The 12,336-nt window shown below is 71.5% G+C and carries 10 protein-coding genes; 1 reads left to right on the forward strand and 9 read right to left on the reverse strand.

What is annotated here, in order from left to right:
• Positions 1–14: 14 nt before the first annotated feature.
• The 5 genes from Pth03_RS35820 to Pth03_RS35840 all read right to left on the reverse strand — a co-directional run bounded on the left by Pth03_RS35820 (position 15) and on the right by Pth03_RS35840 (position 7,862).
• A complete protein-coding gene (locus Pth03_RS35820) occupies positions 15–1,970 on the reverse strand; it encodes a CehA/McbA family metallohydrolase (RefSeq protein ID WP_203948925.1) in 1,956 nt (651 codons plus the stop codon).
• 122 nt (positions 1,971–2,092) lie between these two features.
• The gene (gene meaB / locus Pth03_RS35825; RefSeq protein WP_203948926.1) at positions 2,093–3,076 is read right to left on the reverse strand and encodes a methylmalonyl Co-A mutase-associated GTPase MeaB; all 984 of its coding nucleotides are present in this window, start codon (positions 3,074–3,076) and stop codon (positions 2,093–2,095) included.
• Positions 3,073–5,190, reverse strand: coding sequence for a methylmalonyl-CoA mutase (gene scpA / locus Pth03_RS35830; protein ID WP_239119627.1), 2,118 nt, complete (start codon positions 5,188–5,190; stop codon positions 3,073–3,075). The genes meaB and scpA overlap by 4 nt, the downstream gene beginning before the upstream one ends.
• Positions 5,191–5,216: 26 nt before the next feature.
• Positions 5,217–7,013, reverse strand: a complete 1,797-nt coding sequence (locus Pth03_RS35835; protein WP_203948928.1) for a methylmalonyl-CoA mutase family protein — start codon at positions 7,011–7,013, stop codon at positions 5,217–5,219.
• 69 nt (positions 7,014–7,082) lie between these two features.
• Positions 7,083–7,862 (reverse strand): peptidoglycan recognition protein family protein, encoded by a 780-nt coding sequence (locus tag Pth03_RS35840; protein ID WP_203948929.1) that lies wholly within the window; start codon positions 7,860–7,862, stop codon positions 7,083–7,085.
• A 160-nt stretch (positions 7,863–8,022) separates the two neighbouring features.
• Between Pth03_RS35840 and Pth03_RS35845 the strand changes: the two genes are divergently transcribed.
• A complete protein-coding gene (locus tag Pth03_RS35845) occupies positions 8,023–9,198 on the forward strand; it encodes a DUF5925 domain-containing protein (protein WP_239119624.1) in 1,176 nt (391 codons plus the stop codon).
• Here Pth03_RS35845 and Pth03_RS35850 read toward each other — a convergent pair.
• From Pth03_RS35850 to Pth03_RS35865, 4 genes are all read right to left on the reverse strand, one after another.
• Positions 9,161–9,799, reverse strand: a complete 639-nt coding sequence (locus Pth03_RS35850) for a hypothetical protein (RefSeq protein WP_203948930.1) — start codon at positions 9,797–9,799, stop codon at positions 9,161–9,163. The two genes, Pth03_RS35845 and Pth03_RS35850, sit on opposite strands and share 38 nt — an antisense overlap.
• The gene (locus Pth03_RS35855) at positions 9,789–11,051 is read right to left on the reverse strand and encodes a hypothetical protein (protein ID WP_203948931.1); all 1,263 of its coding nucleotides are present in this window, start codon (positions 11,049–11,051) and stop codon (positions 9,789–9,791) included. Before Pth03_RS35855 ends, Pth03_RS35850 begins: the two co-directional genes overlap by 11 nt.
• Positions 11,048–11,806: an ATP-binding cassette domain-containing protein gene (locus Pth03_RS35860; RefSeq protein ID WP_203948932.1), complete on the reverse strand. Its 759-nt coding sequence runs from the start codon at positions 11,804–11,806 to the stop codon at positions 11,048–11,050. The genes Pth03_RS35855 and Pth03_RS35860 overlap by 4 nt, the downstream gene beginning before the upstream one ends.
• A 126-nt stretch (positions 11,807–11,932) precedes the next feature.
• Positions 11,933–12,265: a hypothetical protein gene (locus Pth03_RS35865; RefSeq protein ID WP_203948933.1), complete on the reverse strand. Its 333-nt coding sequence runs from the start codon at positions 12,263–12,265 to the stop codon at positions 11,933–11,935.
• Positions 12,266–12,336 lie beyond the last annotated feature (71 nt).

A 12,336-nucleotide genomic window follows, 5' to 3' on the forward strand; every position in this document is an offset into this window, starting at 1 on the left:
GAGGCGTGCGGGGTCTAGAGGCGTGCGGTGTAGACGGCGCGGGCCTTCTCGATGAGGTCGAGGTGGTCGCGCAGCTGCGTGGCGTCGTCCAGGCGGGCCTCACGGCACACCAGGTCCTCCAGGAGGGCCAGCCACCGCAGGCACCACCGCACGTCGTCCGGGCGGGCCACGTGGCGGCCGGCCACGTCGAGGTAGACCGGGCTGGTGTGCGCGAACGACACCCCGTCCGGCGCCAGCGGATGGCCCGTCCCTGTGGCGACCGCCACGACGTAGGTGGGCTCGCCCACCACCACGGAGGCCGTCAGCTCGCCGCCGGGGCCCTCGGCGAGCACGCCGTCGGCCGAGCGCAGCTCGAGACGCTCCACGCCGGGTCCGGCCGTACGTGCCTGGACGGTGACCCGGTCGCCCGGGTTCAGGTGGAGCGTCTCCCCCACCTCCCGTCCGCCGACGGTCAGCTCCAGCCAGGGGCCGTTGGTGGCGAAGGTGCGGCCCTGCCGTACGGCACGGGCGAACGCCCCGGCCGACAGGGGGCCGTCGACGCGGGCGTAGACCCGCTCCCAGCCGGGCGGGTTGGAGACGGTGTCCTGCCGGGTGAAGGAGAGCATCGTGTCGGTCCCGGCGAGCGCGGCCAGCCGGTTTCCCGCACCGAGGAGCCGCCGGTAGACCTCGACGGTGCCGGACCAATCGGAGAAGTGCAGGAGTTCCATGCCGTCCATCAGGCCGAGCGCGGCGTCCACGACGAGCGCCCGGCCCGTGCAGTCCCTGCCGCCGCCCGCGATGATGTCCTCCGGCTCGCGGACCGGCCCGTGGAAGGGATGGGCGTAGCCGAGGACCGCCCGGAGCTCGCGCAGCTCGCCGCAGGCCGTGGCGTTCGGCGGCCAGTCGGGCGCACCGGCGAAACCGGTGTGGAAGACCGGGGGCGGCGCGGCCACCGCGAAGGCGTGCACGTGGCCGAGCAGGTCGTTGCGGTATTCGACGCCCATCCGGGCGATGTGCTCGGCGTCCGACCACGGAAGGTCGCGGCCCGCCCAGTGCCGCAATCCCTCCTCGTCGTAGACGCGCTCGCCGGAGACGTTGCCCGCGACGAGGTTGAGCACGTGAAGGTCCTCGCCGTGCTGGGCCGCGGCGGCCTCGGCGGGACCTGCGACCAGGTCACCGCCCCAGTTGAGGTGCACGTGGAGGTCGGCGCCATACCACCCGCGGGCCGCCGCGTCGACGAGCCGCTCGGGGGCGAGCTCGACCAGGGTCTCCCGCCACGCCTGGGGCACCACGCTCACCTCGGCCGTGCCGTACTCCATGCCGCGTGAGACGCGGACGGTGAGCGGCTCCGCGGGCACGTCGAGCACGAGGTCGTCCCCGTGGAAGAAGGGCACACCCCGGTAGTCGCGCCTGCGCGGCCTGCCCTCCGGATACCACCCCTGACCTCCGGCCGACATGACGCTCCAGCGGCAGGGGAACCCGGCGCGCAGGCGCAGCCGCGCGGGGACCGCCGCCCGGGTCGTGGGCGACAGGTCCACCGGCTCCTGGTCGACGGTCACGGAGGAGGCGGTCGTCAGGTCGAGCAGCCGCGCGCCGCGCGGCCCGATCTCGTACGGCACGCCGTCGACGCGGACGAGGGCCGGGGTGTCACGGGCGGAGTCGACCAGCAGGATGACGGGCAGTGCGTCGGCGGACAGCACGGCCTGCGCGGGGCCGTGCTCCAGCCGGTGCCCTGTCTCCTGCAGACGCAGTGCGGTGAGGCCCTGGGGCAGTTCCCCGGCGAGTGCCGCGCGGAACGCCTCGTGAAGGTCACCGTGGAGCTCACCGGACGCGTCCATGTGCCGGGACTCCTCGGGAAAACGGAGGAAGGTCATCAGCTGGACGTAGGAGATCGGGGGTTCGCCCCATGTGAGGCCGTGCTCGTCCAGCAGTGCCCGGTATTCGTTCAGAGCCCGCGCCACCGGCGGCGGCGTCATCGGATCCTGATGCATGGTGCCTCCCCGTTTCGACGACAACGCGATCGTCTCCGCGGGGGTTCTACCTCAGCAAATATGCAATCCTGCATTAACGGTCATGCGGGTAGGCATATATACAACCAGGAAGTAAACCTCATTCACCCCGAGGGCGTTTCCGGTTCCCTGGATTCCCCGGGCTCCCCCGTTTGCCCCCAGAAGGCCGCGAGGATGCGGTCGGCCGCCATCGACGGCGTGAGGGCGCCGTCGAGAACCTCACGCTCGATCTCCGGAGCGACGGGCGCGGCCTTGTCCTGAAGGCGGGCCAGCAGCCGGTCGCGCACCAGCGCCCACGTCCAGTCGACCTGCTGGCGGCTGCGCTTGGCCTTCAGGTCGGCGCCGTCCTGATGGCGCTCGATGTGGCGCCACAGCTCGTCGAGCCCCGCGCCGGTCAGGCCGCTGCACGTCAGCACGGGCGTGTGCGAGCGGAGCAGCCGCAGCGCCCCGGCGAGCTCGCTCGCGGCCTTGCGCGCGGCCGCCTCGTGCTCGCCGTCGGCCTTGTTGACCGCGATCACGTCGGCCAACTCCAGCACGCCCTTCTTGATGCCCTGCAGCCCGTCTCCCGTACGGGAGAGGGTGAGCAGCAGGAACGTGTCCACCATGTCGGCGACGGCCGTCTCCGACTGGCCGACCCCGACGGTCTCAACGAGCACGATGTCGTAGCCCGCGGCCTCGACGACGACCATCGCCTCGCGGGTCGCCTTGGTGACCCCGCCGAGCGTGCCGGCGGTCGGGGACGGGCGGATGAACGCGTTCGGGTCGGCCGAGAGGCGGGCCATGCGGGTCTTGTCGCCGAGGATGCTGCCGCCCGAGCGCCGCGACGACGGGTCGACGGCGAGCACGGCCACCCGGTGACCGCGCCCGGTCAGCCGGGTGCCGAGCGCCTCGATGAAGGTGGACTTGCCGGCTCCCGGCACGCCGGACACGCCCACCCTGCGCGCGTTGCCCGCGTGCGGGGTCAGCTCCACCAGCAGCCGCTGCGCCTGCTCGCGATGGTCGGCCCGGGTCGACTCGACCAGGGTGATCGCCCGGGCGATCCATCGCCGGTCCGCCTCGAGCACGCCCCGCAGGTAGTCGGCGATCACGACCGGGGAATGGCGCGCAGGAGCTCGAGCGCGGCCTCGGAGATCACCGTGCCGGGCAGGAAGATGGCGGAGGCGCCGGCGGCCTTCAGCTCGGCGATGTCGCCGGGCGGGATCACTCCGCCCACCACGATCATGATGTCGTCGGCTCCCAGGTCGGCCAGCGCCCGCCTCAGCTCGGGCACGAGCGTGAGGTGCCCGGCGGCCAGCGACGAGACGCCGACGACGTGCACGTCCGCCTCGACGGCCTGGCGGGCCACCTCCTCCGGCGTCTGGAACAGCGGGCCGACGTCCACGTCGAAACCGAGGTCGGCGAAGCCGCTGGCGATCACCTTCTGGCCCCGGTCGTGGCCGTCCTGGCCCATCTTGGCGACGAGGATGCGGGGCCTTCGGCCCTCCGACTTCTCGAACTCGGCGCACGCCGCGCGAACCTCGTCCACGGCGTCGCCGGCCTCCTGGCGGTACACCCCCGAGATGGTACGGATCTCCGCGGCGTGCCGTCCGAACACCTTCTCCAGAGCGTCGGAGATCTCACCCACGGTCGCCTTGGCCCGGGCCGCGTCGACCGCCAGCTCCAGCAGGTTGCCGCCGCCGGCCGCTGCCTTGGTGAGGGCGTCGAGCGCCTCGGCCACGGCCGCCGGCGAGCGCTCCTCGCGGAGCCTTCGCAGCTTGTCGATCTGCTGGGCGCGCACGGCCGAATTGTCGACCTTGAGGACCTCGATCGGCTCGTCGGCCCGGGGACGGAACTTGTTGACCCCGATGACCGGCTGGCGGCCCGAGTCGATCCTGGCCTGCGTGCGGGCGGCGGCCTCCTCGATGCGCAGCTTGGGCAGGCCCTGGCCGATCGCCTTGGCCATGCCCCCCGCCCGCTCGACCTCCTGAATGTGCTCCCACGCCTTGCGGGCCAGCTCGAAGGTCAGGCGTTCCACGTAGTAGGAGCCGCCCCACGGGTCGATCGCCCGCGTGGTGCCCGACTCCTGCTGGAGCAGCAGCTGGGTGTTCCGCGCGATCCTGGCCGAGAAGTCGGTCGGCAGGGCGAGCGCCTCGTCCAGCGCGTTGGTGTGCAGCGACTGCGTGTGTCCCTGAGTGGCGGCCATCGCCTCGACGCAGGTGCGCACGACGTTGTTGAACACGTCGTGGGCGGTCAGCGACCACCCGGAGGTCTGGCTGTGCGTGCGCAGCGACAACGACTTGGGGTTCTTCGCGCCGAACCCCTTGACGAGGCGGGCCCAGAGCAGCCGGGCGGCGCGGAGCTTGGCGACCTCCATGAAGAAGTTCATGCCGATGCACCAGAAGAACGACAGCCGCGGCGCGAACGCGTCGACGTCCAGCCCCGCCCCCACGCCCGCGCGCAGGTATTCGACGCCGTCGGCGAGCGTGTAGGCGAGCTCCAGGTCGAGGGTCGCCCCCGCCTCCTGGATGTGGTAGCCGGAGATCGAGATCGAGTTGAACTTCGGCATGTGCTTCGAGGTGTACTCGAAGATGTCGGAGATGATCCGCATCGAGGGGCCGGGCGGATAGATGTAGGTGTTGCGGACCATGAACTCCTTGAGGATGTCGTTCTGGATGGTCCCCGCGAGCCGGTCCGGCGTCACCCCCTGCTCCTCGGCGGCCACGATGTAGAGGGCGAGGATCGGCAGCACGGCGCCGTTCATGGTCATCGACACGCTCATGCGGTCGAGGGGGATGCCGTCGAACAGCTGCCGCATGTCGTAGATCGAGTCGATCGCGACGCCGGCCATGCCCACGTCGCCCGCCACCCGGGGGTGGTCGGAGTCGTATCCCCGGTGGGTGGCCAGGTCGAAGGCCACCGACAGGCCCTTCTGCCCGGCGGCCAGGTTGCGCCGGTAGAACGCGTTGGAGTCCTCGGCGGTGGAGAACCCGGCGTACTGGCGGATCGTCCACGGCTGGGTGACGTACATCGTCGGGTACGGCCCGCGCAGGAACGGCGCCAGCCCGGGATAGGTCGGCAGGTAGTCGAGCCCGTCGAGGTCGGCCCCGGTGTAGAGGGGCTTGACCGCGATGCCCTCGGGCGTCTCCCAGACCTCACCGGCACCCCGGGCCTCACCGGCACCCTCCGTGCCCTCCGGACTGGGTACGGCTCCCGCCTCCGGCATCAGCTCGATTGCTGAAAAATCCGGAATCATCGGCTCACTCCAAGGTCGTCGAACGTCGTACGCAGCACGTCGAGAGCGTCGCATCCGGTGTGGAGCGTGGCGTCCACCCCTTCATACTCGCCCTTGCCCGCGAGCCAGATCCGGGTGGCCCCCGCCCGTCGGAGCGCGGCCGCCACCTCCGCCGCGTGCAGGCCGTACAGGCTGTCGCTGGAGCACAGGCAGGCGACCGGCGTGCCCACGGCCCAGAAGGCGTCGGCGATCGCCTCCGGATCGGTGACCGGCCCCGCCGTCACCGTCGCCACTCCCCCGGCGGCGAAGAGGTTGGCGGCGAAGGAGGCGCGCGCCGTATGGGCGGCGACCGGGCCGATGGTCGCCAGGAAGACGGCGGGCCTGGTCTCCCGCGCGTCGGCGAGGTCGCGCAGCGCCTCGAACTCCGCGGCGTACCGCACCACCGGCAGCCCGCCTTGCACGGGCCCGTGCGCGAGCCCCGGCCCCGGCCGCCGCGTGAGCGGGCGCTCCCCCAGGTCGGGGAACTCGCTGACGCCCGTCACGGGATCGGTGCGGCGGGCGAGGCCGGCGGCCCGGGCCTGCCGGGTCGCGGCCAGCCGGTCGGGGACGAGCCGCTCCAGCGCGTCGGCCATGCCGCCCGCCCGCTCGATCTCCTGGAACCACGCCCACGCCCGCGCCGCCAGGTCGGCGGTGAGCCGCTCCACGTACCAGGACCCGCCGGCGGGGTCGATCACCCGGGCGACGTTCGCCTCCTCCATCAGCAGCGACTGGGTGTTGCGCGCGATCCTCCGGGCGAAGGCGTCAGGGAGGCCGAGGCACGCGTCGAACGGCTGGACCGTGACCGCGTCCGCGCCGCCGACTCCCGCCCCGAAGCAGCCCAGCGTGGTCCGCAGCATGTTCACCCAGGGATCCCGGGCGGTCATCATGGCCGACGACGTGACCGCGTGCTGGAGTTGCCGCGCCGGTTCGCCCGTGCCGCCGACCACCCCGGCGACCCTGGCCCACATGCGCCGGGCCGCCCGCAGCTTGGCGATCGTGAGGAACTGGTCCGCGGTGGCCGCGTACCGGAACTCCAGCTGGCTCAGCGCCTGCTCGACGGTGAGGCCCGCGCCGGTCAGCGTGCGCAGATAGGCCACGCCGGTCGCGATCGAGCACCCGAGCTCCTCGACGTCGCTGCCGCCCGCGTCGTGGTACGGCAGGGCGTCGACGACGATCGCACGGAGCCGGGGATGATCGGCGGCGCAGCGGCGCGCCAGGGAGACCGCGCCCTCCATGTCTCCGGCCGGCACGCCCGCCCGGGCCGCGAGCCCGATCGGGTCGGCGCCGAGGTTGCCGCCGGGCAGCTCGGTCCCCACGGCCAGGTCGAGGAAGATCTCCGCGGCCTCCCCCGTACGGCTGCCCGCGCCGAGCACCACCGGGGCGAGGTCGAGATAGACGCCCTCCAGGACGTCGGGAAGTGCCGAGGGGTCGAGCGTGGTGAAGTCGAGCCAGATCGAGGTGGCGCCGTTCTCCAGGTCCGCCTGGATCGCCGGGCCGGTGACGTCGGGGTCGGGATCGGCGTGCCGCTGGCGGACGTCCCATCCGGCGGCCGGGCGCACGAGACGCGGCGCGCCGGGAAGATCGGAAGGATCGTGCAGGGCCGCGATCCGCACCCCGTCATAGGTGGAGGTGGACAACGCGTCCTCCACCGCTTCCGGTGGGACGTCCGCGCCCGACTTGCGTAGAACGCCGAAAGCGAGCTGCCGCCACTGGTCGCGGGTGGCGGGCGGGAAGTCCGAGACGAGGTCGGCGAGATCGAGAGGCGGCACCGTCATGCACCGGATGCTAAGCGGAGCCCGGAGCGATCAACACCATGGGGCTCCGCTTCGCGTGTCGCGGGCCTGTCACGCTTTGGCGGAGAAGGCCGCCTTCCAGGTGATCGGGCCGACGATCCCGTCGGCGTCGAGGTGCTCGGCCTTCTGGAACTTGACGCAGACCGCCTTCGACTTGGGCCCGTAGTAGCCGTCCACGACGATGTCGTAGCCGATCTTCTTCATCTGGGCCTGCCACTTGCGCACGTCGTCGCCCTGCATGATCGGCGGGTACTTGAGCAGGCGGCCGGGCCACTTGGGCACCTGGGTGCTCGGCGGCGGGTTCTGCGTGCTCCCCCCGCCTCCGGGCCGGGGGGAGCCCTTCTTGACCCAGGCGTAGAGCTGGTCGCCGGGGCACTCGGTGGAGTAGCCGTCGCGGTGCCCCTTGATCTCCTTGCCGGCGTTCCCCTTGTCGCGCAGGTACTCGATGGCGTCGAGGATGGCGAGCAGCTGGGAGTCGGACGGCTTGACCAGGCCGGAGCTCCCGACCAGCGCGAGCACCGCGTAATGGCCGGAGTTGAGTCCCGCGCCGTTGGCGGCGGGCAGGTGCTTGGGGCCGCGCCCGACGAACACCTTGCGGTGGGGGCAGGCCACCATCGAGTAACCGATGTCGATCCAGCCGTTGCCGTCCATGTGGAAGTTCTGGATCGACTTGACCATGGCGACGCACTTCTTGTGATCGTCCACGATCGCCGGATCCACCCGGCCGCCGGTGTAGTGGACCTTGACGCCCTTCGTGGAGGCGAGTGAGGAATAGGAGCCTTTGGGAGCGCGAGCACCCCATTCGGCCCGAGTCACGAGATCGATGGCCACGTTGCTCTCCGGGGGGATTTATTGACGCTTGATCGTAATCGGGATCGGTCCATCAGGTATGCCCTTTTGCCGAGAACGGTCGCCCTAAACGCCGGTTGAAGCCCTCGGCGCCCGGCTTAACCGATCGACAACGACCCCCGCAGGCGGAGATCATGGACATATGTCCGTTGTGAAGGAGGCTCTCTTCTCCCCCAACTCAGAGACGACGAGGCCCGGGACGTCGCCCAACACGGTTCCGAACACGGTGCCGAACACTGTGCCCAATACGGTGCCGATGAGGATGTGCCTCGACGACGCCGACACCCCGGCCGACGTCATCGACGCGCTCGCCCTGTCGCCGTTCGCGACCGGCGCCCAGCCCTGGTCCCGCACCACCGACCTCGACCGTGTGCGCGCCGACGCCGGCCTGACCGCCGCCGGCGGCCGGGTGGTGCGGGTCGCGCAGCACGGCGACGGCCACGAGGTGCGCCTCATCGAAGGTGACGGCTGGACCCTGCGCGTGGTCCGCCGGGTCAACCGCTCGGCCACCGTCACGGTCACCGCGGTCAGCGAGCGGCTGGCCGGAGCCGTCATCGACGAGGCCGTCAAGGACGCCGAGGAGCCGGTGCCCGAGGACGCCGACCACGTCGAGATGGGTTTCTGGTGGATGTCGAGCCACGGGCCCCGCCGTACGGACAAGCCGATCAGCACGCAGGAGTGGGCGGCGGTGCGCGGGAACTACGCGCACACGGCGGCCACCCGGCTCGACGGGCTGATGACCGTCAAGCCGGCCGACGTCTCCGGGCGGCTTCTCCTGCTGCACGGCCCGCCGGGCACAGGCAAGACCACGCTGCTGCGGACCCTGGCCCGGGAGTGGGCGTCGTGGTGTCAGGTCGACTGCGTGCTCGACCCGGAGCTGCTGTTCGGCAACCCCGGCTACCTGATGAACGTCGCGGTCGGATACGACGAGCCCGATTCCGAGGGACGCCGCTGGCGGCTGCTCGTCCTGGAGGACTGCGACGAGCTGATCCGCGCCGAGGCCAAGCAGTCGACGGGCCAGGGCCTGTCGCGCCTGCTCAACCTCACCGACGGCCTGCTCGGCCAGGGCCGGGACGTGCTGGTCGCCATCACGACCAACGAGGACCTCAACCGGCTGCACCCCGCGGTCGTACGGCCCGGCAGGTGCCTGGCCCAGATCGAGGTGGGGCGGCTCGACGCCGAGCACGCGGCGCGGTGGCTGGGCACGTCCTCCGGCATCGGGCCGCAGGGCGCCACCCTGGCGGAGCTGTTCGCCCTGCGCGACGGGTACGGGCCGTCCGTCACCGCGCAGGCCACAGAGACCGGGCTGTACCTGTAAGGGGTCGCGGCGGGAGCAGGAGGGCTGCCAGGCCGCAGGCGAGGCAGGCTCCCGCCGCGACCCACGACCACGCACTGTCGTACACGTGGAACTGCCAGGCCCACCAGTACGGGTGGACGCCGTCCGACCCCCAGAAATCGACGACGACGAAACCGGCGAGCGGCACGATCCACGACAGCGACCGGCCGAACAGCCGGCCGGACACCAGGGCGAACCCCGCGTAGAGGATGAGGTTGCGGACCGCTTCCGCGGCGCCTCCGGCCGAGCCCGTCGCGGCCGTGGCCGTCCCGATCAGGGCCGCCGCGAGCAGCAGCGCTCCCGCGAAGTGGACGAGTTCGGCTTTGAGCAGACGGCCGCCGGCGGCCTGCTCGAGCGACGCCATGGCGCTGTGCAGGCTGCCGGCCGCGAAAACCGCGAATGGGATGGCCGTCGCCGCCGTGCTCGCCATCTCGGTCCACCCGTTGCCGTTGGCGGCGGGCAGGACGAGGTCGGAGTTTCCGGCCCAGCAGGCGACCGCGGTCGCGGCCGCGAAGCCCAGCGCCATCTGGCCGAGATGGTGGGCCCGGCCGTAGCGCAGGAGATCAGCCCGCCTAGCGGTCACGGCAATCACCGCCGATCTCCCTGACCGCCGCCAGCCGGCCCTTCACCCACTCCGCCTGCCTGTCGTCGGGGAGCGAGGCCACCCGGGCGATCTCGCGCATGTCGACCCCCGGCGGGCCCCCATCGTTCCCCAGGGCGGCGGCGTCTCCGAAGCCGCGCAACTGGAGATAGGCGTCGAGGCTGAACACCTCGTGGGAGTACCGCTCCTCGGCGTCGGAGGGCACCTCGCAGTCGGGCAGCGTACGGGCGATCACTGCTGAGGACAGGAAAGAGGGCACGGACAAGTCACCGGCGAGGAATTGGAAGTCTGCGCCCGCATCTGGCGCGGACGCCGCACGCAGCCCTCGCTCATAGAAGGTGGGAGGAAGTGTGAGCGCCCCGCCCGGCAGCGAGTTGAGCCGGGCCACCATCGCGCTGACGGGACCGAGATACTTCCGGTTCTCCGGCCACAGGCACACACGGGGCGTCTCGTCCGAACACAACGCCCGCGCGGGTGCGGGGCGCCCGACCAGCAGAGGTCCCGCCACGGCCACCGCGACCAGCCCGGCGAAGGCGGCGACCGCGGCCAACGGTCGCAGAGGCACGCCCCGGGCCCGGCTCCACCCCAGACGGGCGTCACGCGGCGGAAGAGCCAGCGCGAACGCGGCCATGAGCAGGACGAAGGCCACACGCACGGCGAGCGCCGGACCCGAGACTTCGGCTTGGGGGTGCCCCGACAGCACATAGAAGCGGATGGGCCGCAGCATCGTCTGGCCGAACAAGCAGACCGCGACCGTGATTGCCGGGACGAAGCGCGACGACCACAACTTGCCGGCCAGATGCCCCGTGGCCGCGCTGAGCACGACCAGGCAGACGCCTAGTGCAAGGTAGGACGGCCACAGGAAGCCCGGGCCCGCCTCCCGCGCGCTGACCACGGCGGCGATCACGACGCCGGGCACGAACGCCACAAGCCCGTAGGCCAGCGTGCCGGCCAGAACGGGGAGTTCCACCTGCCATCGAGCGCGCGTCGAGGCGCTCAGCTGCTCGGTGAGCCCGGCCCGATGTGTACGGCCCGCGACCCACGCGGCCCCGCCCCCGAGCACGAGCCCGAAGAAGTAGGCCGGAAGCTGGGCGGCCGCGCTCGCTTCGGGCCACACGCCGATCCACCAGGTGTCCCTGCCGAGCAACATCGCGACGTCGAGGGCCACGAGCACCGGCAACCACCAACGCAGCGGGGAGCGGCGCAGCTCCGTCCAGAAGACGCGGGCCGTCACGCGAGCGCCCCCTGCCCGGCGAGCAGGCTCATGTACCCGCGCTCCAGCGGGCTGTCCCCCTCCGCCCCCGGGCGCGCCGCGCCCGCCAGGCTTTCCGGATCTCCCCGCCAGACCATGCGCCCGGACGCCATCACGGCCACGTCGTCGCAGACGGCGGCCACGTCCTCGACCAGGTGCGTGCTGAGCACGACCGCCGTGTCCTCGTCGCGGAGCCTGCGCACCACCGAGCGGAACTCCAGTCGCTGGGCGGGATCGAGACCCACCGTCGGCTCGTCCAGCAGTACCAGGGGTGGCCGTCCGACGATCGCGGACGCGATCCCGCAGCGGCGGATCATCCCGCCCGACAACGACTTCAGCCGGGCCCTCGACCGTTCGGTGAGGTTCACGAAGTCGATGGCCTCGCGTGCCGCCGCGTCCGCCGCGTCGTCGGGAACACCGCGAAGCCAGGCGCAATAACGGACGAAGTCGTAGACCGTGAAGCCCGGGTAGAAGCCGAAATGTTGCGGGAGATATCCGATGTGCCGCCGGGCCCGGCGGGCCGCCCGTTGTGAGCCGACCGGAATTCCGCAGATGTGAATCGTCCCCCGTTTCGGCGGGACCACGGTCGCCAGCGTGCGCAACAGGGTCGTCTTCCCCGCGCCGTTCGGCCCGAGCAGGCCGAGCACGCCGGGCCGCACATCGAGGTCCAGATCGACGATCACGTCACGGGCGCCGTATCCCTGCCCGATGCCGCGAAGCTCCGCGACCGACTTCACGTAATATCACCCATTCGTCATGACGGGTGCCCACCCATGGTGGACACCCGTCGGTGTATCGACCGGTTCATTGGCCGGCGCGACCACCCTGCCGATTTTCTGGTCGCGCCGAGGCCATCCTGCGTATCAGCTGAAGAGCAGGGAGGCCTTGTTCACGGAAAACGTGCACTCATTGCTGTCGAACGTGCCGGAGAAACCCTTCTTGATGGAGAAGGGGCCGTCCTCCCAGTCCAGTTCCAAGGCGCAGTCGCCGTACACGTAGACGGGCCAGATATCTCTCGTGGCCCCGCTGCATTTACCGGCGAAGGCCGTGTTCCACCACTGCGCGTAGCAGTTGGCGGTCTTCGCGGACGTACCGGCGGCGTTGGCCGCGGATGACAGGCCGGCAAAGGCACCGGCCACCAGGGCGAAGGCGGCGAGGCCGATTCCGGCCTTCCTTAAGCCCGACTTAGGACTCACTGAGGTGTAACCTCCTCTTGCATCGTTGATGCGCTGCGGGCGCTGATTCTTCGCGGGACTGGCGTCCGCAG

The sequence above is a fragment of the Planotetraspora thailandica genome, from assembly GCF_016863335.1.
In the GTDB taxonomy this organism is placed as follows: domain Bacteria; phylum Actinomycetota; class Actinomycetes; order Streptosporangiales; family Streptosporangiaceae; genus Planotetraspora; species Planotetraspora thailandica.